General features: G+C 69.8%; 23 protein-coding genes. 11 read left to right on the top strand and 12 right to left on the bottom strand.

Annotation, left to right across the window (positions count from 1 at the left end; all coding sequences use genetic code 11):
- Window positions 1-7: 7 nt before the first annotated feature.
- The 3 genes from ACFQVD_RS12410 to ACFQVD_RS12400 are packed head-to-tail and all read right to left on the bottom strand — an operon-like array spanning window position 8 to window position 2,237.
- Window positions 8-556, bottom strand: coding sequence for a hypothetical protein (locus ACFQVD_RS12410; protein WP_343967853.1), 549 nt, complete (start codon window positions 554-556; stop codon window positions 8-10).
- 12 nt (window positions 557-568) lie between these two features.
- Window positions 569-1,543, bottom strand: a complete 975-nt coding sequence (locus ACFQVD_RS12405) for an ankyrin repeat domain-containing protein (RefSeq protein ID WP_343967855.1) — start codon at window positions 1,541-1,543, stop codon at window positions 569-571.
- 1 nt (window position 1,544) lies between these two features.
- Window positions 1,545-2,237 carry an endonuclease V gene (locus ACFQVD_RS12400; protein WP_386271132.1) on the bottom strand — a complete coding sequence of 231 codons (693 nt, stop codon included), beginning with the start codon at window positions 2,235-2,237 and terminating at the stop codon, window positions 1,545-1,547.
- A gap of 287 nt (window positions 2,238-2,524) precedes the next feature.
- Between ACFQVD_RS12400 and ACFQVD_RS12395 the strand changes: the two genes are divergently transcribed.
- Window positions 2,525-3,694 (top strand): MBL fold metallo-hydrolase, encoded by a 1,170-nt coding sequence (locus ACFQVD_RS12395; protein ID WP_343967859.1) that lies wholly within the window; start codon window positions 2,525-2,527, stop codon window positions 3,692-3,694.
- Between the two features lie 31 nt (window positions 3,695-3,725).
- Here ACFQVD_RS12395 and ACFQVD_RS12390 read toward each other — a convergent pair whose 3' ends face one another.
- The 3 genes from ACFQVD_RS12390 to ACFQVD_RS12380 form a co-directional block, all read right to left on the bottom strand.
- Entirely contained in the window at window positions 3,726-4,490 is a 765-nt protein-coding gene (locus tag ACFQVD_RS12390; RefSeq protein WP_343967861.1) for a nucleotidyltransferase domain-containing protein, read from the bottom strand.
- Window positions 4,487-5,137, bottom strand: a complete 651-nt coding sequence (locus tag ACFQVD_RS12385; protein ID WP_343967863.1) for a nucleotidyltransferase domain-containing protein — start codon at window positions 5,135-5,137, stop codon at window positions 4,487-4,489. The genes ACFQVD_RS12390 and ACFQVD_RS12385 overlap by 4 nt, the downstream gene beginning before the upstream one ends.
- 106 nt (window positions 5,138-5,243) lie before the next feature.
- On the bottom strand, window positions 5,244-5,891 hold the full coding sequence (locus ACFQVD_RS12380) for a pyridoxamine 5'-phosphate oxidase family protein (protein ID WP_343967865.1): 648 nt from the start codon (window positions 5,889-5,891) through the stop codon (window positions 5,244-5,246).
- 288 nt (window positions 5,892-6,179) lie between these two features.
- On the opposite strand from ACFQVD_RS12380, the gene ACFQVD_RS12375 reads away from it, so the two are divergent.
- On the top strand, window positions 6,180-8,144 hold the full coding sequence (locus ACFQVD_RS12375) for a Xaa-Pro dipeptidyl-peptidase (RefSeq protein WP_343967867.1): 1,965 nt from the start codon (window positions 6,180-6,182) through the stop codon (window positions 8,142-8,144).
- 186 nt (window positions 8,145-8,330) lie between these two features.
- The gene (locus ACFQVD_RS12370) at window positions 8,331-8,501 is read left to right on the top strand and encodes a hypothetical protein (protein WP_169750237.1); all 171 of its coding nucleotides are present in this window, start codon (window positions 8,331-8,333) and stop codon (window positions 8,499-8,501) included.
- Window positions 8,502-8,609: 108 nt separating this feature from the next.
- Here ACFQVD_RS12370 and ACFQVD_RS12365 read toward each other — a convergent pair whose 3' ends face one another.
- Window positions 8,610-8,828 (bottom strand): DUF2277 domain-containing protein, encoded by a 219-nt coding sequence (locus ACFQVD_RS12365; RefSeq protein WP_343967870.1) that lies wholly within the window; start codon window positions 8,826-8,828, stop codon window positions 8,610-8,612.
- A 212-nt stretch (window positions 8,829-9,040) separates the two neighbouring features.
- Complete coding sequence (locus ACFQVD_RS12360; RefSeq protein WP_386271128.1) at window positions 9,041-10,348, bottom strand: serine hydroxymethyltransferase; 1,308 nt, start codon at window positions 10,346-10,348, stop codon at window positions 9,041-9,043.
- 139 nt (window positions 10,349-10,487) lie between these two features.
- Here ACFQVD_RS12360 and ACFQVD_RS12355 point away from each other — a divergent pair, with 139 nt between their 5' ends.
- From ACFQVD_RS12355 to ACFQVD_RS12345, 3 genes are read left to right on the top strand one after another with little or no spacing between them, the layout of a single operon-like run.
- Window positions 10,488-11,567, top strand: a complete 1,080-nt coding sequence (locus tag ACFQVD_RS12355) for a helix-turn-helix domain-containing protein (protein ID WP_343967874.1) — start codon at window positions 10,488-10,490, stop codon at window positions 11,565-11,567.
- 29 nt (window positions 11,568-11,596) lie between these two features.
- The gene (locus ACFQVD_RS12350; RefSeq protein WP_343967876.1) at window positions 11,597-11,755 is read left to right on the top strand and encodes a hypothetical protein; all 159 of its coding nucleotides are present in this window, start codon (window positions 11,597-11,599) and stop codon (window positions 11,753-11,755) included.
- Window positions 11,756-11,758: 3 nt separating this feature from the next.
- Window positions 11,759-13,195: a WS/DGAT/MGAT family O-acyltransferase gene (locus ACFQVD_RS12345; RefSeq protein ID WP_343967878.1), complete on the top strand. Its 1,437-nt coding sequence runs from the start codon at window positions 11,759-11,761 to the stop codon at window positions 13,193-13,195.
- Here ACFQVD_RS12345 and ACFQVD_RS12340 read toward each other — a convergent pair.
- The 4 genes from ACFQVD_RS12340 to ACFQVD_RS12325 form a co-directional block, all read right to left on the bottom strand.
- The gene (locus ACFQVD_RS12340; protein WP_343967881.1) at window positions 13,082-13,609 is read right to left on the bottom strand and encodes an ATP-binding protein; all 528 of its coding nucleotides are present in this window, start codon (window positions 13,607-13,609) and stop codon (window positions 13,082-13,084) included. The genes ACFQVD_RS12345 and ACFQVD_RS12340 overlap by 114 nt on opposite strands.
- 188 nt (window positions 13,610-13,797) lie before the next feature.
- Window positions 13,798-14,343: a type 1 glutamine amidotransferase domain-containing protein gene (locus ACFQVD_RS12335; protein ID WP_343967883.1), complete on the bottom strand. Its 546-nt coding sequence runs from the start codon at window positions 14,341-14,343 to the stop codon at window positions 13,798-13,800.
- Window positions 14,344-14,374: 31 nt separating this feature from the next.
- A complete protein-coding gene (locus ACFQVD_RS12330) occupies window positions 14,375-14,692 on the bottom strand; it encodes a DUF4031 domain-containing protein (RefSeq protein ID WP_343967885.1) in 318 nt (105 codons plus the stop codon).
- Complete coding sequence (locus ACFQVD_RS12325) at window positions 14,689-15,240, bottom strand: TetR/AcrR family transcriptional regulator (protein ID WP_343967888.1); 552 nt, start codon at window positions 15,238-15,240, stop codon at window positions 14,689-14,691. Before ACFQVD_RS12325 ends, ACFQVD_RS12330 begins: the two co-directional genes overlap by 4 nt.
- Window positions 15,241-15,352: 112 nt before the next feature.
- Here ACFQVD_RS12325 and ACFQVD_RS12320 point away from each other — a divergent pair, with 112 nt between their 5' ends.
- From ACFQVD_RS12320 to ACFQVD_RS12300, 5 genes are all read left to right on the top strand, one after another.
- Entirely contained in the window at window positions 15,353-16,927 is a 1,575-nt protein-coding gene (locus ACFQVD_RS12320; RefSeq protein ID WP_343967892.1) for an MDR family MFS transporter, read from the top strand.
- Window positions 16,928-16,987: 60 nt separating this feature from the next.
- Entirely contained in the window at window positions 16,988-17,941 is a 954-nt protein-coding gene (locus tag ACFQVD_RS12315) for a GNAT family N-acetyltransferase (RefSeq protein WP_343967895.1), read from the top strand.
- A 115-nt stretch (window positions 17,942-18,056) separates the two neighbouring features.
- Entirely contained in the window at window positions 18,057-18,992 is a 936-nt protein-coding gene (locus tag ACFQVD_RS12310; protein ID WP_343967897.1) for an ABC transporter ATP-binding protein, read from the top strand.
- 34 nt (window positions 18,993-19,026) lie between these two features.
- Entirely contained in the window at window positions 19,027-19,827 is an 801-nt protein-coding gene (locus ACFQVD_RS12305) for an ABC transporter permease (RefSeq protein WP_343967900.1), read from the top strand.
- Window positions 19,824-20,405, top strand: coding sequence for a TetR/AcrR family transcriptional regulator (locus ACFQVD_RS12300; RefSeq protein ID WP_343967903.1), 582 nt, complete (start codon window positions 19,824-19,826; stop codon window positions 20,403-20,405). The genes ACFQVD_RS12305 and ACFQVD_RS12300 overlap by 4 nt, the downstream gene beginning before the upstream one ends.
- The last annotated feature ends 159 nt before the right edge of the window (window positions 20,406-20,564 follow it).

The raw sequence follows: 20,564 nt of genomic DNA, 5'->3' as shown, positions 1-20,564 counted from the left end.
AGGACGCTCAACCGGTGGCGTGTTCCCAGTAGGGGTCGCGGTAGAGCATGACCGAGGTGCCGCGCAGGAGCTCGTCGGGGGCGGAGAGCAGCACGAGTTCGCCCCTCGCCTCCAGGGAGCGCAGGACGTCGCGGACCCGCGGGCCGACCGGCAGCCGGCCCACCGGGAGGTTGAGGGTGTCGCGGGCCAGGTCGGCCACCTCGGAGAGCCGGAACGGCTCGGTGAAGCCGGCGATGAGCCCGCGGACGAACTCGACGGTGATCATCGTCTCGGCCTCGGCGTGGGCGAGCTGCCAGGTCAGCTGCGCCCTGCGCCGGCCGGTTCCGGCGCAGGCCGTGCACTGCTGGGAGAAGTCGGGCACGATGTTCTCGACGGCGCTGCCCAGGCAGGTGGTGCACTGGTTGGTCTCGGACGCGTGCAGCTCGGCCGCCGTCCTGTCGGCCAGCGGCCTGCCGCACAGGCAGAGGTAGACCCGGAACCCGCCGCGTACCAGGACGAGGTCGTCGGCATCGTCGGGTATGTCTTCCCAGAGCGCGGTGATCGTATGGATTCTCATCGTTGTGCGACTCTACCCATTTCGCCGCAGTGTGACGGGGACCAGTCTCATCGGAGCGCTCCACAGCCACTCCTCGGTGATGTAGGTGGAGGTCAGCAGCGTCATCAGGCCCAGGGTGCGCTCGGTCGCGGTGGAGGGGTGGGCGCCGCAGTCGCCGAAACGGCACATCCACAGTTCGACCATGCTGCTGTCGGAGAGCTGCTCGTGCACCGAGGGCCGTCCGGCGGGGAGGCCGTCCCGCCAGATGTCGACGGACGCGCTGGCGAACGGGAAGGCCCCGGCCAGCACCCCGCCACCCGAGGTGACGGCACGGCCGACCCCGTCGTGCACCGGAAGGATGCCGTCGGACTGGAAGAGCACCACCCCGCCTCCCGGCGGGCTGGCCACCCGCAGGACCTCCACGGGTGAGGCGCGCTCGGCGCTCCACAGCTCGCCGGTCGAAAGCGGCGGGCACGACTCAGGCGCGGCGCCCAGGCGGCGGATGACCTCGTCCTCGGTCACCTCGCCGACGAAGGCGACGCACAGCCCCTCGTTGTAGTCCTCGTACGAGAACATCATCGCGTCGACGGTGTCCTGGAGCTCGCGGAGCCTGGGGCTGACGGTGGGGGCTCCGGGCAGTTGGTCGAACAGGTCGGCCAGTTCGGTGAAGAGCGCCTGGGAACCGGGGGAGCGGCCCGCGATGCACGGCCGCCAGGGGTCCGCGCCCGCGGCGAGCAGGACCCGTACGGCGTCGTCCCAGCCGTGGCGTACGGCCTCCCAGAGCGGGGTGGCGCCGTCGGCGTCGACGGGGTCGACCTCCGCGCCCGAGGCCAGCAGCAGCTCCATCACCTGGACGGCACCCTCCTGGGCGGCCCGGTGCAGGGGCGTCGTGCGCAGCCACGGTAGCCACTGCCCGGGATCGAACCCGCTCGCCAGCCGCCGGCGGATCCGTGCCAGGTTGGTGTCGCGCCACGCGTCGACATCCTCGGCCCACTCGTTGTCGCTCACTTCATCCCATTTCGTCGTACTGAGCGGATCCAACCAGGTCCGGACGACAGTTTTCGATCAGCGCCTCGCGGGAGAGCCGGTCGGCGGCGCGGGTCGTCTCGGGAAGGCGGTAGCGGGGTGTCAGGTTCAGCACGTTGTGGCAGGCCGTGGCGAGGTCGACACGGTGTCCCACGGAGACGAAGACGGGCTTGATCCCGTGCCGGGTGCGCAGCACGCGGCCGACGACGTCGCCGTCCAGCGTCAGGTCGGTCCACGAGCCCCGCTCGGGCGCGGGCGTGGGATAGGTGCCGACGAAGGCGGTCTTGCCGACCCCGATCGTGGGCAGTCCGGTGAGCACGCCGAGATGGCAGGCCAGGCCGAAGCGGCGCGGGTGCGCCAGGCCGTATCCGTCGCAGACGACCAGGTCGGGGGGTGCGGAGAGCCGCTCAAGGGCGTCCAGCAGGGCGGGAACCTCCCGGAAGGCGAGCAGCCCGGGGACGTAGTCGAAGGCCACCCTCCCGCTGACGGCGACCTTTTCGACGATCTCCAGCGTCGTTCCGTCCAGCACGGTCACCGCCGCCGCCAGCCGGTCCCTGTCGTAGGCGACGTCCACCCCGGCGACCCTGGCCGGACTGCGGGGGCCGGGACCGGTCAGGTCGAGCAGCGTTCTGAGCTCGTCCTGGATGGCTTCGGCCTCCATGACAGTGCGCGGCATTTGTACCTTCATAACTCCATGATCGCTACTTTTACATTATGACGTTATATTTTGGGGCTGTTCGTCTTCTTTGGTGACTGGTGAAGCCGCCGCGCGGGTCTGCCCGTGGTGGGACGAGAGCGTTGGCGGAGCCGGGCCCTCTGGCCTCTGTTCATCGCGACGCCGGGCGCGGCGGAGCCGAGGTCGGTTCTCGCGACGCCGGGCGGGTCCTGCCCGAGACATGCCGGGAACAGCCGCGAAGCCGAGATCGTTCTGCAGGCACTGGCGACTTCAGGAGCGTGGGCCGCATGGCGGGCAGCAGATCGATCGGGCGTCTCCTCGTGGGCGGGCTGGCACTGGCCGCCGCCGGGTGGGCGTTGAAGGACATCCCCGCGGAACTCGGGGGCAGGGCCAGGGGGGAGCGGCTGGAGCGGATGCGCCGCTCGCCGCAGTTCCACGACGGCCTCTTTCGCAACTCCACGCCCGGCGTCTTCGTACCCTCGCCGCAGAGCGCGCGGGAGATCGCCTGGAACATGCTGCACAACCGCGAGGAACGCCGCCCGGCCACGCCGGTCCCGGTGGTGACCGCACCGGCGGGCGGGCCGTCCCCGACCGGGCTGAGCGTCATCTGGTACGGTCACGCCACCGCGCTGCTGGAGATCGAGGGCCGCCGCGTGCTCGTCGACCCGGTGTGGAGCAGGCGCGCCTCGCCCTCCCAGCTGGTCGGCCCGCGGCGCCTGCACCCGATGCCGGGGCCACTGGCAGGTCTTCCGCCGCTCGACGCGATCGTGATCTCGCACGATCACTACGACCACCTCGACCGCGCGACGGTACGCGGCCTGCTCGCGCTGCAGACCGCGCCGTTCCTGGTGCCGCTGGGAATCGGCGCCCATCTGGAGCGCTGGGGCGTGCCCGCCTCGCGGATCGTCGAACTCGACTGGGACGAGGAGGCGAGCGTCGCGGGCCTGCGGTTCGTCGCGACCGCCGCCCGTCACTTCTCCGGTCGCACCCTCAACCGCAACGTCACCCTGTGGGGCTCCTGGGTCATCGCCGGCCGGGAGAGGAAGGTCTTCTACGCCGGCGACTCCGGATACTTCGACGGCTACGCCGGGATCGGCGCCGCGCACGGCCCGTTCGATCTCACGCTCATGCCGATCGGCGCCTACAACGCCGCCTGGCCCGACATCCACATGAACCCGGAGGAGGCGGTCAACGCCCACCTCGACCTGGGCGGCAGGCTGCTCCTCCCGGTCCACTGGGCGACCTTCACCCTGGCCACGCACCCCTGGGCCGAACCGGTCGACCGCCTCTGGCGCGAGGCCAAGGCCCGGGACGTCCGCCTCGCCGTCCCCCGCCCGGGCGAGCGCGTCGACACCGCCGACGTCCCACTGCTGGAGAGCTGGTGGGAACTGCTGCGCGGCGGCGAGACGGGCCGCCGGCCGCGACAGCCGCCGCTCCCGCCCTCCCCGAGACTCTGAGCGACGCGCGCGTGACGACTCCGGCGGGATTTCAGGCCCTCGCGGCTCTCATCGACAGACGGGCGCGAACGACGAGATCGTGCACCGCATCCGCCGACGGCGCGGTGTCGGGAAGGCGGGAGGCGTCCCGCGCCTCCTCCAGTTCCCCGGTCAGCCGGCCGACGTCGCGTGCCAGTCGTGCCAGGCCCGGCGCGCCCGCCGGCGGCCGGCCGTGTTCGGCGGATCGCTTGGCGGCGATCAGGTCACCGAGATAGGGCGGCCCGCCGGAGAGCCGGGTGAGGTCGGCTTCCAGCTCTCCGGTGCGCATCAGACGGAGGCCGGTGAGCAGTACGCGGAAGGTGTAGAGCAACGGCTTGAGCTCGCCGGAGCGTTCGAACAGCCGCCACTGGGTACGGGCGAATCCCAGATAGTGGTGGGCGTGGTGGCGGGTGACGCAGCCGGGGGCGGCGGCGATCATCTCCCGGTGGACCGGCGAGGTGGCCACCACCAGCGGGGAGAGCAACTGTTCCAGCACATAGCCGTTGCGGCGCAGCAGCAGGCGGCAGAACTTGGCCAGGTCGTGGGTGACCAGGTCCACCTCGACACCGTCGCGTACCCAGGAGCGGGTGAGGGTCTCACTCCCCGTCCGCAGGCCGACCACCTCCTCCAGCGGCAGCAGGTGAACGCCGCGCAGGTCGACGTCGGAGTCGGCGGAGGGGAAACCGTACAGGTGCGCCCCGCTGACCGTGGCGAAGGCGGTCGGATGCGCCTGCCCGGCGGGAATCTCGGCCAGCCAGGACGGCAGGGTCACGGTCACAGCGCCGCCTCTCTGGTACTCGCCAGGTATTCCTCCACGCGTCGCCGGTCGGGTTCGGCGGGCAGCGTGCCCGTGCCGTCGAACCTCGCGGTCAGCTCGGAGCGCCAGCGGTCGACCTCGTCCCAGGAGAGCTCTCCCCGCCGTACGGCGAGCAGCCGGTCGCGGTGGGCGTCCATCCGGACCAGGGGCTCGCCGTGGCGGACCAGGTGCAGACCGCTGAGCAGCAGGCGGACCATGTGCATGGCCTGCTTCCATCTGGGGCGCTCGGGGTCCAACCGGCGGAACTGGGCGTTGGCGTATCCGACGAAGGTCTGTCCGGCGCGCCCGGAGACGAAGGCGCCCCGGATGGAGAGCAGTTCCTCGCCCGCGGCGGTGGCGTGCTCGACGATCGGCGACCACAGGCATTCCAGCACCGTCGGGTTGGCCTCCAACGCGAGCGCGCAGAACCGCTCGACCTCCCACGAGAACTGCTCGGGCAGCGGCCCCTCGACATGCGTGGGCGGCTTGGCCAGCCGCCAGAACAGCCGGGTCGGTGCCACGAAGACCCCGCGCCTGTCGACGTCGGAGTCCTCGTTCTCCAGCCCGTATGCCCGCGAGCCGACCACCACCGACAGCACCGAGTGATCCGGGACGTACCGTACCTCCATCCGCACAGCCTGCCAGCCCCGTGCCCGGCACCGGTACGGGTTTTCCCGGACCCCCGTCCACCGCGCGCGAGCGCCTCCAGATCGGATCCCGGGGTCGGTGCCGCCGTCAGTACAGGTTCTCGCGGGCGTCGATGCTCAGGTCGTCGTCGATGAGCTTGGCCGACCACTCCAGGTCCAGCTGCTCCTTGAAGATCCGGCCGAGCGTGGGCCGCGCCCCGCGGTCCGGCCACCGCTCCGGCTGCCAGAGCGCCGACCGCCGGAAGGCCTTGGCGCAGTGGAAGAAGCACTCCCGCACCTCGACGCTGACCGCCAGCGTGGGAACCTTCCCCCTCACGCGCAGGCGTTCCATGTACGGGGCCTGGCTGACCACCCGCGCCCGCCCGTTGACGCGCAGGGTCTCCTCGGTGCCCGGCACCACGAACAGCAGGCCGACCTGCGGGTTGGCGACGATGTTGCGCAGGCTGTCGAGCCGGCGGTTGCCGGGCCGCTCGGGGATCACCAGCGTGTGGTCGTCGAGGACCAGCACGCCGCCGGGCTCCTCGCCGCGTGGGGAGACGTCGCAGGTGCCGTCGGATCCCGAGGTCGCCAGCAGCAGGAAGGGCGAGGTGGCGATGAAGTCACGGGCGTGCCCGTCGAGACGGCCGATGTCCTTGCGCAGGACGACCTCACCGACCTCGCCGACGATCCGGCGGAGTTCTTCTTCCGAGTTGACCGTGATGATCGAGCCGGTTTCACCGGTATCGAGGGAAGGCATGAAGTAAGGCTAGCCTTCCTTGAATCTCGCCTCAACGGCACCCTTCCCGCCCGGTGGGCGTATGGGGGCCGGTGAGCGGCGGGAGGAGCGGAACGGGGCTTCGCACCCCCCGTCCGACGGGCACATGGTGTTCCGTGAGCGGCGGAACGGGGCTACACCCCGGAACTCTCGCTTAACGCGAGATAGCCGCCCATTCGTTATATCTTTGATCTTGCAGGTCAAGATTGCTTCGCAGGAGATTGACCGGAGTTGTCAGGTTTTATGCGACCCTCTGGGAGTTCTCCTCCGATGAACAGATGGAAGACGATCATCGTCGCGCTGGCGGTCATCCTGCCGGCCGGTGTGCTGCCGGCCGCCGCGTCACCCGTGCCGGCCGCCCGATCCGCGGCCCCCCTGATAGAGAACGGCGAGACCCAGCCGGTCTACTCGCGCGCCGACGCGCTGACCGAGACCGTGTTCGTCGAGGTCGCCGGGGTCGACAGCGACGCCGACGGGCTCCCCGACCGGGTCGCCGTCGACATCATGCGCCCCAAGGAGACCGACTCCGGGACGAAGGTCCCGGTCATCATGGAGGCCAGCCCCTACTACGCGGGCGGCAACGACGTGCCCAACCACGTCGTCGACCTCGACGGCTCCGACCCCGCGGGCATGGAGTACCGGCGCAACAAGTTCAACGACCTGCACGACGAGATGTTCGGCGACGGCTCCGACGTGGCCCGCGCGGTCGCTCCGCCCTTCCGCGGCTACTACGACAACTACTTCGTGCCGCGCGGCTACGCGATCGCGCTGGTGGAGAACCTCGGCTCGGGCCGGGCGACCGGCTGTCCCACCACCGGCCTGGACAACGAGACCGCGGGCCCCAAGGCCGCGATCGACTGGCTCAACGGCCGCGCCCGCGGATTCGACGCGGTCGGCAACGAGGTCAAGGCCGGCTGGTCCACCGGGAACGTCGGCATGATCGGAGTCTCCTACAACGGCACGCTGCCCAACGCCGTCGCCGCGACCGGGGTCAAGGGCCTCAAGGCGATCGTGCCGATCGCGGCCATCTCCTCCTGGTACGACTACTACCGGGCCAACGGCGGCGTGCTGGCCCCCGGCGGCTACCAGGGTGAGGACGCCGACGTGCTCGCCCGCTACGTGCTGACCCGTCAGAACGCCCAGCAGGCCTGCGGCGCGCTGATGGACCGGATAGAGAAGGACCAGGACCGGGTCACCGGCGACTACTCCGGCTTCTGGGACCGGCGCAACTACCTCAACGACGTGCGCAAGGTCCGCGCGGCGGTCTTCCTGGTGCACGGCCTCAACGACTGGAACGTCAAGACCAAGCAGGCCGTCCAGTGGTGGGACGCCCTCGCGAAGCGGAACGTGCCCCGCAAGATCTGGCTCCACCAGGGCGCGCACTTCAACCCGTTCTCCTTCGCCGGGCGCAACGCCGAGTGGCTGCGCCAGCTCCACCGCTGGTTCGACTTCCACCTGTACGGCCTGCGCAACGGCATCATGGACGAGCCGCAGGCGGACGTGGAGTCGGGTCCGGGGCAGTGGGCGCAGCACGCCTCGTGGCCGCTGCCGGGCACCCGCGACGTACGGCTCCAGCTGGCCGCAGGGCAGGACGGCCGCAACGGCACCCTGGGCGCCGACCGCCCCCGAGGCCGCGCCGTCGTCGAGTCCTTCGTCGACCAGAGCACCCGAGGTGCCGACCAGCTCGTCGAGAACACCGAGAGCACCGACCCCAACCGCCTGGCCTACCTGTCGAGCCCGCTGGCCCGCGACGCGCGTCTGTCCGGCACCCCGGAGGTCTCGGTGCGGGCCGCGTTCAAGGGCGGGCGCTCGCCGTACCTGACGGCGCTGCTCGTCGACTACGGCACCGACGCCCGCGCCTACGGTGACGTCGCCTACGGTGCCACCCAGGTCTGCTACGGACAGGGCGTGCCCGGCGACACCGGCTGCGCCCGGTTGGCCGAGCACGTCACGGTGACCGCCCCCTACAAGATCATCACAAGGGGCTGGCTGGACGTCCGTAACCGCGACTCCGCGGCCAGGACCGAACTGCTGCGCGAAAACCGCTTCTACGACTTCCGCTTCGACCTCCAGCCCGGCGACTACGTCGTCAAGGCCGGTCACCGGATCGGCGTCGTGCTCATCTCCACGGACCGCGACTTCACGCTGCGCCTGCCCCCGGGCACCGCCGTCTCGGTCGACCCCCGCGCCAGCTCGGTCACCCTCCCTCTCGTCGGCGGCCGCTCCGCCCTCTAGGATCACGACCCTCGATCCGGGTGAGCGGGCGCGTTCCCGGCGTGTCCGCTTCCCCGATCGGGGAAGCCGTCGAGTACCCCGGGTGGGGGACGGGGCCGGGGCTCTTCTGGGGGATGACCCTGGCCTGTCCCTGACATCGGCTCGCGGGTCTGCCGCCGGGCCCGGCCAGGGCCTAGCGTTGAGGACATGGGACGAATTCTTCTGATCGTGGCGGCCGTGGTGATCGCCTTCATCTTGCTGGGCTCGGTTCTGGGCTTCCTGTTCACGCTCCTCAAGTGGGCTCTGATCATCGGTCTGGTAGGCGTGGTGGTCATGTTCGCGAGCAGGCTCTTCCGCTCCTCGAACGTACGCGACTGACCCGATGCCCGGTGAGCCCGGCCGCCGTCGGCGGAGTACGGGTGGCCCGATGCCGAGGTTCCGCCGCCGGCACCCCCGTGTCGGCGGCGGACGGGCAGAGGTTCCCGGTCAGTCCCGGGACACCTGCTTCAGCTGGAGCTCGTCGAGCAGGGCCCGGGTCGCGGCGGTCACCGCGTCCACGGCCCTCTCGAAGGCCTCGGCGTTGCGCGCCGAGGGGGAGCGGAAACCCGACACCTTGCGGACGTACTGGAGCGCGGCGGCTCGTACGTCGTCGTCGGTCACGTCGCTGGCGTAGGGCTCACGAAGAGTCTTGATGCTGCGGCACATGACAGGACGGTACTCCGTCCCGTGGCTCTCCCGGCCCCGGCCGAGTAGATCATCGCCGCCGGGCGGCTCCGCGACCCGTGCCGGTCGAACCGGGACGCCCGCGAGCCGGGTTCCGCCGGCAGGGGATACACGTGGGTGGGGTGGTCAGGGGAATTTGACGGACCGGCCCGCCAGGGGGCGCACCCCCGGGGGTCGAGCGGGCCGGTCCGGGATCATGGGATGGCGCGGCGCAGGGCCAGTGCGTCCCGACGAACCTTCGCGGGGGTCTGGCCGTCGATGAGCAGGCGGCGCATCAGGGCCGCGACCTCGCCCATGGTGTCCGGGCCGAAGCCGCGACGGGTCACCTCCTGGGTGCCGATCCGCAGGCCCCGCCTGGGCTCCCCGGCCGGCCGGCCGGGCAGGCCGACGCCGCTGAGGTAGACGCCCCCCTCGGCCAGCAGCCGGGCGGCCTCGTCCCCGCCGCCGAACGCGCCCGCGTCCACCGCCACATGATGCGAGACGGTCCAGCCCCGATGGGCGGCGACCACGGTGAAGCCCTCGCGGTCCAGCGCGGCGGCCAGCGCCCCGGCGTTGGCGATGCAGCGGTCGGCGTACCCGGAACCTCCCGCGGCGTGCTCCGCGGCGACGACGGCCAGGGGAGCCAGGCGGGAGGCGTCGTAGTTGGCGGTCAGGCCGGGATAGGCCGCCGCCGCCACCTGCCGGGCGAGATCCGCGTCGCGGGTCACGACGGCCCCGCCGGGTGGCCCGCCGAAGGACTTGTAGGTGGACATGGTCATCAAGTGCGCGCCCTCGTCCAGTGGCCGCTGGAACCGGCCGCCCGCGATCAGTCCCGCCACGTGCGAGGCGTCATAGAGCAGCAGGGCGCCCACCTCGTCGCAGGCCGCCCGCACCCGCGCCACGTCGTAGGGGAACAGCATCAGGCTCGCCCCGAGCACCACCAGCGCGGGCCGCCGCTCGCGCAGGAACGCCGGGAGGGCCGCGTGGTCGACATCGAGCCGTCCGGTGTCGTAGGGCAGGTCGGCGACCCGCAGGCCGCGGATCCCGGCGGCGCCCTGGGCGTGGTGGCTGGTGTGGCCGCCGGCGGCCTGAGGCAGCACCGCGATCGTGTCGCCGGGGCCGGCGAACGCGCTGTAGCAGGCGAGGTTGGCCAGTGTGGCGCTCTGCAGCCGCACCTCGGCGAACTCACCGCCCATCAGCGCCGCGATCTGGAGCGGGACCAGCACCTCCAGCACGTCCAGCTCCTCCAGGCCGGTCTGGCGTTTGTCGCCCGGCCAGCCCATCGAAGGCCGGCAGCCCAGGGAGATCTCATGGGCGGCCCTGGCGCGCTCGCTCATCGTGTTGGTGCCGGCGTACAGGACCACACCGTCCTCGTCGAGGCGGCCGCGGTGCTCGGCCAGCACCGCGTCGACCAGCCTGGTCACCGCGTCCAGGCTCAGCCCCGACACCTCGGCCTCGAGCTCGGCCAGGCGCGGCTGCGCCTGGGGCGGTGCCCACGGGGCGACGCGGCTGCGCTCCTGCACGAAGCTCCTTTCACGGGGCTGTCAGGCGGCTCTCACGAGGTGGACCCCTCCAGAACGAATACTGTGACGCTACGGCCAGTGCCGGGGGGAGTCATCGTTCCGCCAGCGGAGATCCTTCCTACATCTGTAGGATTGGAACGTGATCGCGGATGATGTTCAGGACCTGTTGGAGGCGCTGGCCGCGAGCGTGGGCAGGGGCATGTCCGTCGACGACCTGGAGGGTCGGGTCGTCGCGCACAGCGCCCACCACGGGGAGGTCGACCAGGTCAGGGCCCACGCCATTCTGTCACGGTCGGTTCCCGCGGCGGTGGGGGCCTGGCAGGAGAAGCACGGGGTGGCCTCGACCCGGGAGCCGGTCAGGGTTCCGGAGAATCCCTCGCTGGGCATGGCGGCCCGGCTCTGCGTGCCCCTGCTCCACCAGGGCCGCCGGGTCGGCTACCTGTGGATCATCGAGGGCCCGGGTCCGTTGAACCCGCAGGAGCAGGGCAGGGCCGTGCGTGACGCCGCCGCGATCGCGGCCCTGCTCGACGACGGCGGCAGCTCCCACACCCTGAGTCTCCTGCTCACCGGCGAGATCGGTGTGCGGCGTGCGGCCGGAGTGCTCGGGGAGGGGCCGCTGCGCGTCCTGGCGCTGCGGGGCGACCCGGCCCTCCTGCGTGAGGCGGTCGGCGCGGAGCTGGCCAGGACGCGCCGGCCACCGGCCTTCACGATCCTGGACCGGCACGCCGTGCTGCTGCTCAACCGTGGTGAGGACGTGACGGCGCTGGGGGAGCGGCTGGCGGCGCGGACCCGCACGGGCGCCGGGGTCAGCGCACCGCACCCGGGGCTCGAGTCGGCCGTGCGGGCACATGAGGAGGCGCTCACCGCGGCCAGGGCGGCGGCGGCGGAACCGGCGCTGCGGCCGGTCGCCCACTGGCCGGATCTGGGCGTCTACCGGCTGCTCGCCGAGCCGGTCGCCGGTACCCCCGGTACTCCCGGCACGTTCGGCGGTCCGCTTGACGCGCTGCGGGAGCATCCGGCGCTCCTGGTCACCCTGGAGACCTACCTGGACAGCGGGGGAGACGCCCAGGAGACCGCCCGGCTGCTCCACCTGCACCGCACCAGCCTCTATTACCGCCTCACCAGAATCGAGCAGCTGGCCGACCGCAACCTCAAGAACGGAACCCACAGGTTAGAACTTCATCTCGCGCTGAAGCTCGGTCGCTGGAATGCGGTGTAACGGCCGGGCAATCCGGGCACAGCTCTGCGATGTCGCAGTTGATCAGCGAGATCATGACCGTCGTCATCGTGCTCATGCTCATCCCGCTGTCGTTGGTCATCGTGTCGGTGTTCGTCCTCGTCGCACTCGCGACGTTGGCTCTGGTGACACCACGGGAGCAGGATGGAAGAACGACTTCCCGGAGGTAGACGATGCGACAGCTCAGCGCGGTGGACACGCAGTTCCTGAATTTCGAGACCTCGACGAACGTCGCGAACGTCGGGGGGCTCGCCATCCTGTCGGGCAGGCTGTCGCGGAGCGACCTGGTGTCGCTGCTGGCCCGGCGGCTCCACCTGGCCGCGCCCTTCCGCATGCGACTCGTCTCCGTCCCGTTTGGCCTGGACCATCCGTACTGGACCGAGGACTCCAGGATCGACCTCGACTACCACGTGCGCGAGATCGCGCTGCCCGGCCCGGGCAGCGACGAGCAGCTGGGTGAGCAGGTGGCCAGGCTGCACGCCCGCTGCCTCGACCGGCGGCGGCCGCTCTGGGAGATGTATCTGATCCACGGTCTGGCCGGAGACCGTACGGCTCTCTACACGAAGGTCCACCACGCCGCGGTCGACGGCGTCACCGGCGCCGACGTGCTGGCCAGCCTGCTGGACACCTCCCCCGAGCCCGCCGAGGTCGAGATGGCGCCCGCGGCCGAGCCCGAGGAGCGGATCGACACGCGCGAGATGGTCGCCAGGGGAATCGTCAAGGCGGTGGTCAACCCGGCCAACATGGTACGGTTCCTGATCAACGCCGTCCCGCACCTGGACGAGATCCCCCTGATCTCCCAGGTACCCGGGGCCGGGCTGGTCTCGCGGCTCACCCGGCAACTGGCCAACCGCCTGTCGGGTACCGCGGAGGTGCCCGACATGCCGCGGATGACGGTCCCCCGTACCCCCTTCAGCGGCAGGATCAGCGCGCACCGCAGGTTCGCCTACGCGGCCCTGCCGCTGGAGGACGTCAAGCTGGTCAAGAACGCCCTCGGCGTCACGGTGAACGACGTGGTGATGGCCCTGTGCGCCGGGGCGTTGCGCCAGTGGCTGATCAAGCACGACGCGCTGCCCGAGCAGCCTCTCGTCGCGGGGGTGCCGTTCTCGCTCCGTGTCCCCGGTGACCGGCGCGCGGGCAACCAGGTCACCATCATGATCACGACGCTGGCGACGCAGGTGGCCGACCCGCTGGAACGGCTGCTGGCGGTACGTGACGCGATGCGGCTGATCAAGGATCGCTCGTCGCTGGCCCCGGCCAGCTGGATTCAGGAGCTCAGCGACATCATGCCCTCCGCGTTGACCGGCCTGGCCTCCCGGGCGGCCTTCGACCTCTTCGCCGACAGCGCGGGTCCGATCAACGTGATGATCTCCAACGTGCCCGGCCCGCAACTCCCCCTCTACGTGAGCGGTGCCCGGCTGCTGTCGTACTACCCGGTCTCGGTGGTGACCGACGCCAGTGGCGGCCTCAACATCACGGTCTTCTCCTACGACGGCTCACTTGACGTCGGCGTGATCGCCTGCCGGGAGATGGTTCCCGACGTCTGGGCCGTCACGGACTATCTCAGGGACGCCCTGCTGGAGCTGAAGCTCCTCGCTGAGCAGCAGTGACAGGCCGGGCGCGCCCTTGACGAAGCGCAGGGTCTTCTCCAGGCAGACGATCGAGCCTTTTTCCTTCCTGCTGACGAAACGGATGTCGTCGGCCAGGGCGCGCATGATCAGCAGGCCCCGGCCGTGTTCGGAGGTGGGGGGCGGGGAGGCGGGGCCCGAGAAGTCGAAGCCGTCGCCCGCGTCCACCACCTTGATCACGCAACGGTCCCTGGAGAGCTCGGTGCTGACCATGTAGTCGTCGCTGGGTGTGGCATGCTGGATGACGTTGGAACACGCCTCCGAGAGCATGAGCTGGATGTCCTCGCGGATCTGGGACACCACGCCAAGGGCGCGGAGCGAGGCGTCGAGAAGTTGCCTGATCACGGGAACGCTGGCGGCGTCACGCGGCAGACGCAACGCGATCGTGGCCTCCACGGTGTCCTCCTTTCGCAGCCGGTTCTCCTAAAACTTGCCCGGCACGCTCCGTCCTAACCTGAGATGGGTGATCGTGACTTTGGATATCGGAAAGGTGCGGCAAAGTTCGGTGAATGGAAGAAACGCGGCACAGCGGCAGAGAACAGCCGGCCCCCTCGGGGGATCGGCTGTTCTCGTGACTCCTTGCCTCAGCCGGAGAACGCGTCGACCGCGGCCTGGCAGAAGGCCTTGAGGTCGTCGGGCTTGCGGCTGGTGATCAGCGTGTTCGGGCCCGAGGTGCAGATCACGACCTCGTGGTCCTCCCAGTTCGCGCCGGCGTTGCGCAGGTCGGTCGCGAGGCTCGGCCAGGACGTGACCATGCGCCCGCGCACCACGTCCGCCTCGATCAGCGTCCAGGGCGCGTGACAGATGGCCGCGACGGGCTTGCCCGCGTCGAAGAAGCCCTTCGCGAAGCCGACCGCCTCGGGCACGGTACGCAGCAGGTCGGGATTGGCGACGCCGCCCGGCAGCACCAGCCCGTCGAAGTCGGCGGCGGAGACCTCCTCGACCGTCGCGTCCACGGGGAACCGGTCGGCCTTGTCGAGGTGGTTGAACGCCTGGACCTGACCCCGCTCGGTGGAGACGAGTCTGGGGGTGGCCCCGGCCCGCTTGACGGCGTTCCACGGCTCGGTGAGCTCGACCTGCTCGATGCCCTCCGGGGCCACGAGGAAAGCGATCGTTTTGGCGTTCAGCATGTCATCCCCTTTGTGACGTGCGGTGATGTCTTCAGGGGGGCGTCATGCCCGGGGTTTTGGAATCTATGCGAGGGCCACTGATTCCAGGACGAACCTTGCGGCGGCGGAGGCCGGAACCGATGAGCCGGGTGATGAGCTCGCGCGAGGAGACGGCCTCCGCTCCCAGCGCGACGGCCCGCTCGTAGAAGCTCTCGGGAACGTCGTAGTGGTCGCGGTCGAAGGCGCGGCGCGGTACGCCCAGTGCCTCCGCGAAGGCGTGCAGCTCCTCGGTCGAGCTGTCGCTGACCAGGTGCGACCAGAACAGACCGTGCGGACCCGGCCAGTTGGGCGGGTCGATGAGCACGCTCACCGCCGGACGAGGTCGAGCGCGACCTCCAGGGCGGCGGCCCGCCGCTCCTCGTCGGAGATCGTCTCGTCCCCGAGGACGATCCACGCGGCGTGCAGCGCGAACAGGGCCATCGAGTTCCTCAGCCGGGTGGCGGTGGGATCGTCCGGTTCGACGAGGAAGGTGAGCAGGTCCAGCATCCGGTGCCGGGTCTTCTCCATCGTCGGATGGTTCTTGAGCGAGGTCTGGTTGCGCTCGAAGAACCGCATGATCTCGTGGTGCCGGTCCCGGTGCAGGTCGTCGGAGTAACGGCGGAGCAGTTCGCGGCGCGTCTCCTCGGTGCGCGGCTGGGACGAGGCCCAGGCGATCAGCTTCTCGACCGCGCGTACCCGGTCCTCGGCCAGGCTGGCGACGATGTCGTCCTTGGTCTTGAAGTGATAGTAGAGGGCCGCCTTGGTCACGCCGAGGGCCTCGGCTATCTCGCGGAGCGAGGTGGCCTCATAGCCCTGCTCGACGAAAAGAGTCAGGGCGATGTCCTGAATGCGCGTCCGGGTGTCGACGTGTTCCCTCATGGTTCCCTTTACCGAGAAATCAACTTGACGGCCGGCAAGTAAGCGGCCTACATTCCCAGCATATCCGACACTAGCCGGTCGGCAAGTAAGCAAGATCTCTTTAGGGGGAAAAGTGAACGAGGTCGCGGCCGCACCGGGGCGGCGCCGCGAGGTCATGGTAGTGCTACCGGGCCTGATGCTCGCGATGGTCCTGGCCATGCTCGACAACATGATCGTCGGCACCGCGATGCCCCGCATCGTCGGCGAGCTCGGCGGGCTCACCCACCTGTCCTGGGTGGTGACCGCCTACGTGCTCGGCACCACCGTCTCGACCCCCATCTGGGGCAAGATCGGTGACCTGTACGGCAGGAAGAACATCTTCCTCGCCTCCATCGGCATCTTCATGATCGGCTCGGTGCTCTGCGGCATGGCGGGCTCGGAGATGCTCGGCGGCCCGTCCGACGGGATGATGCAGCTCATCGCGTTCCGGGCGTTCCAGGGCCTCGGCGCGGGCGGCCTGCTGGTCAACGCCATGGCGATCATCGGCGACCTCGTCCCGCCCCGCGAGCGCGGCCAGTACCAGGGCATCATGGCCGCCGTTATGTCGCTGGCCATGATCGCCGGTCCGCTCGTCGGCGGGTTCATCACCGACCACCTCGACTGGCGCTGGGCCTTCTACGTGAACCTGCCCATCGGGTTCATCGCGCTGGCCCTGCTGGCGATCAAGCTGAAGCTGCCCAGGCATCGCACCGAGCACCGCATCGACTGGCTCGGCGCGGCCCTGCTCTCGGTCGGCATCACCGCGCTGGTCCTCATCACCACCTGGGGCGGCAACGACTACGCGTGGAACTCGCCGCAGATCCTCGGCCTGGCGGCACTCGCCGTCGTCACGCTGGCGCTGTTCATTCCGGTGGAGCGGCGTGCCGCCGAGCCCATCATGCCGCTCAACGTCTTCCGTGACCGCAACTTCAGCCTGATCTCGGGTGTGGGCTTCCTGCTCGGCTTCGCCATGTTCGGTGTCATCAACTTCCTGCCGCTGTTCCAGCAGACGGTTCAGGGGGCCACGGCCACCAACTCCGGCCTGCTGCTGCTCCCGATGATGGGTGCCTCCATGGTGGTCTCGCTCTTCGTCGGCCGCGCCATCACCCGGACGGGCAAGTACAAGCTCTACCCGGTCCTCGGTGGCGTGATCATGGCGATCGGCATGTGGCTGCTCTCCCTGATGGACGTGCACACACCCGCCTGGCAGACCGGCGTGTTCATCGCGGTGCTCGGCCTCGGCATGGGGTTCCTGATGCAGACCACCATGCTGATCGCCCAGAACAGCGTCGAGCAGAAGGACCTCGGCGTCGCCAGCAGCGCCTCGACCTTCTTCCGCTCCATCGGCGGCTCGTTCGGCGTCTCGCTGTTCGGCGCGATCTTCAACAACCGCCTCAGCTCCAACCTGGAGAGCAAGCTGGGCGCCGCGGGCGAGCAGCTCGCCTCCGGCGGTGCCCAGTTCAACCCGGCGGCCCTGCACGAGCTGCCCTCGGGAGTACGGATCGGCTTCCTGGAGTCGCTGGCCGACTCCATCTCCGGCGTCTTCTGGTGGGCGATCCTGTTCGCCGTCCTGGTTCCGCTGCTGGCGGCCTTCATCAAGGAGATCCCGTTGCGCGGCGGCCCCGAGAGCGCCCAGGAGGCCGAGGCCCAGGTGCCGGTGCTCGACTGATCAACCGATCCCAAGTTCCGACCCAGCGATTCCCAACCGGCCCCCGCCACGATGAGGGGCATGAAGACGACCATCCCCGCCGCCGGGTACCTCACCCGGCGGCCTTCCGCCGCCGACGCCCCCGAGATCCACGAGCTGATCTCGCTCTGCGACACCCAGGTGATCGGCAAGGCCGACATGACCCTCGACGATGTCGCCGACCAGCTGAACGACTCGTCCTTCGACACCGAGTCCGACGGCTGGCTCGTCCACGACGAGAGCGGGCGCCTGGTGGCCTGGGCCTGGGCCTGCCGCAAGGGCGTCAGTGACAACGTCGACGTCGACGTGGTCGTGCACCCCGGCGCGCCGGAGCTGACCGGCCCGCTCTGGGACACCGTGACCGAGCGGGCCGGGCAGATCGCCGCCGAGCTGGGCCACGACCGGGCCGTGGTGGACATCGGTCTCTACCGCGAGGACAGCGGCAAGCGCGCCGTCGCCGCCGCCCGTGGTTTCAGCGCCGCCACCAGTTTCATCCGGCTCCGCGCCGACCACACCGGGCCGGTCGGCCGCCCCGGCCCGCCGGCCGGGGTGACCGTGCACGACGGGCTCACCGAGGAGGTGCGCCGCCAGGGCCACGCCGTGGAGCAGGCCGGCTTCGCCGACCACTTCGGGTTCGCCCCGAAGGACTACGACGAGTGGCACGACGAGCTGAACTCCTCGGTCAACACCGACTGGTCGCAACTGGCGGTCGCCCGCCTCGACGGTGAGCCCGTGGCGATGCTGCTGGGGACCAACGCCTTCCTCGGGGACGAGAACTGCGGCTACGTGCGCAGGCTGGCGGTGCTCCCCGCCTTCAGGGGCCGCGGCCTGGGCCGCTTCATGCTGCGCGGGGCTTTCGCCGACGACGCCCGTCGCGGACGGGTCGGCACCTACCTGCACGTCGACGCCAACAACAGCACGCCCGCCCTCGACCTCTACCTCTCGGTGGGCATGCGCCAGGTGCTGGCCATCGACGTCTGGCGGCGCACGATCTGACCCGTGCCGTACGGCGCCGTCGACCGGGGAATGGTCGCCCCCGTTGACGGCGCCCCGGCCAGTGGGGATCCAGGCCGGTTTGTGATCCGCCCTACCGGTAGGTAGGCTGACCGCCGTGCTCAAGAACACCTCGGTTGGCGTGACCGACCTCATGAAGTCCTACGGGGAGCGAACGGTTCTCAACGGTGTCTCGCTCCATGTCCGGCGCGGTGGCCGCACGGTCGTTCTAGGTCCGAACGGTGCGGGAAAGTCCACGTTGCTGGAGATCATCTCGACGCTGCGTTCGCCGACATCGGGAACGGTCGTGGTGGAAGGGCACGATGTCGTGACAGATACCCGGGCCGTGCGGCGCCTGATCGGGTTGGCACCCCAGTCCAACGCGCTCGATCCGCTGGCGACTCCACTGGAGGTGCTCGGCTTTCAGGGGGCGGCTCTGGGCCTCGGCACCCGGACCGCGCGTCGCCGCTCGCGCGAGTTGGTGGAACTGTTCAGACTCGGAGACCACCAGAACACGCGCATCGCGAAGCTGTCGGGCGGGACACGCCGAAAGGTCGATCTCGCTGTCGCACTGGTGGGCTCGCCGTCACTTATCGTGCTCGACGAGCCCACAACCGGTCTGGACCCTCTCGCCCGGATGGACTTCTGGGATGAATTGAAACGACTGAGCTCCGATGCCGGGTCGCGTACGCTCCTGATCTCCACGCAGGACCTCCACGAGGCAGAGGTGCTGGCGACCGACATCGTCGTTCTCCGAGACGGCAAGGTCATCGCGCACGACTCTCCTGACGCACTCAAGAGCCTCGTCGGTGACCGCACCCTGACACTGACCTTGGACACCCTCGAATCGACTGACAGGCTGATCGAGGCCACCCTCGCCGGGTTCCGGCCGGAGTCCGGCGAACCGACCACGGTCCGCCTCGCGCTTCCCCGCGATCCTGCCGTGCTCCGTGCGGCGCTCGATGACATCGGCACCGTCGCGGCGTCGGTCGAACAGATGCGGCTGGCCGGCCCATCCCTCGACGACGTTTTCGCCGCCCTCGCCACGGGCTGACCAACGACACGGACTCTCCCCGGAAGGACCCGGCATGACCGCAACCGCCATCCCTGTCATGAGTACCCGCCGCGCCGGCACGATTCGAGTGACCGCGGCGGCCACCCGCCGCTCCTTGCGCGCCGTGTTCCGTTCGCCCGCGCTGCTGATCAGCCCGCTCGCCCAATCACTGTTCTTCCTCCTGATCTACTCAGGGCAACTCAGCAACGTCGGGGCCGGCTATCTCGGCGACCAGACCTTCATCGCGTTCCTCCTACCGCTGATCCTGCTCACCGGCGTCGCAACCGGCGCCGGTACCGCCGGGACGCTGATCTTGGGCGACATTACGAGCGGATACCTCGACCGGCTCCGCGTCGCTCACGGAACGGTAACCCCGTTCCTCGCCGGCACGCTCATCGCCACTCTCGTCGCCGTCACGGTGCAGGCCCTCCTCACGACCGGCGGAGCGATGATCGCTGGATATCGCCCCACGGAGTGGACCGGGACTTTCGGGATGCTCGCGCTCATGCTGATCCTCGGTGCCGCGGTTTCCCTGTTGAGTGTCGCCGTCGCGGTCCGCACCGCCTCGTCGTCGACCACCAACCTCGTCACGCTGGCCTTCTTCGGGTCGTCGTTCTTCACGGGCGTGTTCGCCCCCGTCGACGAGCTCTCCGGCTGGATGCGGGCGATCGCCACGGTGAACCCCCTCACGTACATCATCGACACCGCCCGGCAACTCGAGAGCGAAAGCGACCTCACCGTTGTTCCGCTCACCTCGGTCATCATGACTACGCTTGTCGTCATGGGGTTCATCGCCTGCGGCCTCGCGCTCAACCACGCACGGAGGAACCGATGACCACCGCGACCGACACCCGCGCGCAGATCATGGACGCCTTCGGCGACCAACTCTCCGTTACCGGCTATCCGGGGATCTCTCTCGTCGGCGTCGCGCGCACGGTCGGCATCCGGAAACCTTCGATCTATCACCACTTCCCGGGCGGCAAGGAAGAGCTCTACACCGCTGTGGCGATCCGGTTCATCGACACCTCACACACCCGGATCGCCAACGCGCTTGCCTGCGGGGCTACATTCGAAGAACAACTGACGGCACTCGTACACGTCACCGCCGAACACGCCGGAACGACAATCTCATTCGAACAGCGCATCTACGACGCACTCGAACTCGTGAGCCCCACCACCAAAGACCAAGTCTCCGCGCTCTACGTCGAAGCCGTCCTCACTCCCGTCGTCACGCTCTTCACCGAGGCAGTGCAGGAGGGCCGAATCAGCGGAGACCCGCAGTTCCTCGCGAACGCCTTCCTCCACCTCGCACGCGCTTCGAGCCTCGGGGCCGGCAACGACGCGCCACAAATCGTCGAACTCTTTCTCAACGGCGCCCGCCCTCGGCGCGACGGCACAACACGCACGCGCTGACGGTCCGTCGCGGGCACACCCCCGTCGCCCTCGCTTTTCCGGTCCTCAAGGGGCACAAGCTGATCTTCGCCAACCCCGCTGCGCGGATGATGGCGGGAATGCCCGCCCGCACCTACCCCAGACGTGCGGAGCGGAATCCGAACGCCTTCTTCCCCCTGC

The organism is Streptosporangium amethystogenes subsp. fukuiense (assembly GCF_042665875.1).
Taxonomy (GTDB): domain Bacteria; phylum Actinomycetota; class Actinomycetes; order Streptosporangiales; family Streptosporangiaceae; genus Streptosporangium; species Streptosporangium fukuiense.
This window is presented reverse-complemented; position numbering and strand designations above follow the sequence as displayed.

Bases quoted from the DNA above. Each gene is read 5' to 3' on its own strand.
- ACFQVD_RS12300 (WP_343967903.1), top strand. From the start codon at position 19,824: ATGACCACCGCGACCGACACCCGCGCGCAGATCATGGACGCCTTCGGC.
- ACFQVD_RS12400 (WP_386271132.1), bottom strand. From the start codon at position 2,237: ATGCCGCGCACTGTCATGGAGGCCGAAGCCATCCAGGACGAGCTCAGA.
- ACFQVD_RS12325 (WP_343967888.1), bottom strand. From the start codon at position 15,240: ATGAGGGAACACGTCGACACCCGGACGCGCATTCAGGACATCGCCCTG.
- ACFQVD_RS12305 (WP_343967900.1), top strand. From the start codon at position 19,027: ATGACCGCAACCGCCATCCCTGTCATGAGTACCCGCCGCGCCGGCACG.
- ACFQVD_RS12395 (WP_343967859.1), top strand. From the start codon at position 2,525: ATGGCGGGCAGCAGATCGATCGGGCGTCTCCTCGTGGGCGGGCTGGCA.
- ACFQVD_RS12370 (WP_169750237.1), top strand. From the start codon at position 8,331: ATGGGACGAATTCTTCTGATCGTGGCGGCCGTGGTGATCGCCTTCATC.
- ACFQVD_RS12365 (WP_343967870.1), bottom strand. From the start codon at position 8,828: ATGTGCCGCAGCATCAAGACTCTTCGTGAGCCCTACGCCAGCGACGTG.
- ACFQVD_RS12315 (WP_343967895.1), top strand. From the start codon at position 16,988: ATGAAGACGACCATCCCCGCCGCCGGGTACCTCACCCGGCGGCCTTCC.
- ACFQVD_RS12335 (WP_343967883.1), bottom strand. From the start codon at position 14,343: ATGCTGAACGCCAAAACGATCGCTTTCCTCGTGGCCCCGGAGGGCATC.
- ACFQVD_RS12345 (WP_343967878.1), top strand. From the start codon at position 11,759: ATGCGACAGCTCAGCGCGGTGGACACGCAGTTCCTGAATTTCGAGACC.
- ACFQVD_RS12375 (WP_343967867.1), top strand. From the start codon at position 6,180: ATGAACAGATGGAAGACGATCATCGTCGCGCTGGCGGTCATCCTGCCG.
- ACFQVD_RS12380 (WP_343967865.1), bottom strand. From the start codon at position 5,891: ATGCCTTCCCTCGATACCGGTGAAACCGGCTCGATCATCACGGTCAAC.
- ACFQVD_RS12350 (WP_343967876.1), top strand. From the start codon at position 11,597: ATGTCGCAGTTGATCAGCGAGATCATGACCGTCGTCATCGTGCTCATG.
- ACFQVD_RS12410 (WP_343967853.1), bottom strand. From the start codon at position 556: ATGAGAATCCATACGATCACCGCGCTCTGGGAAGACATACCCGACGAT.
- ACFQVD_RS12385 (WP_343967863.1), bottom strand. From the start codon at position 5,137: ATGGAGGTACGGTACGTCCCGGATCACTCGGTGCTGTCGGTGGTGGTC.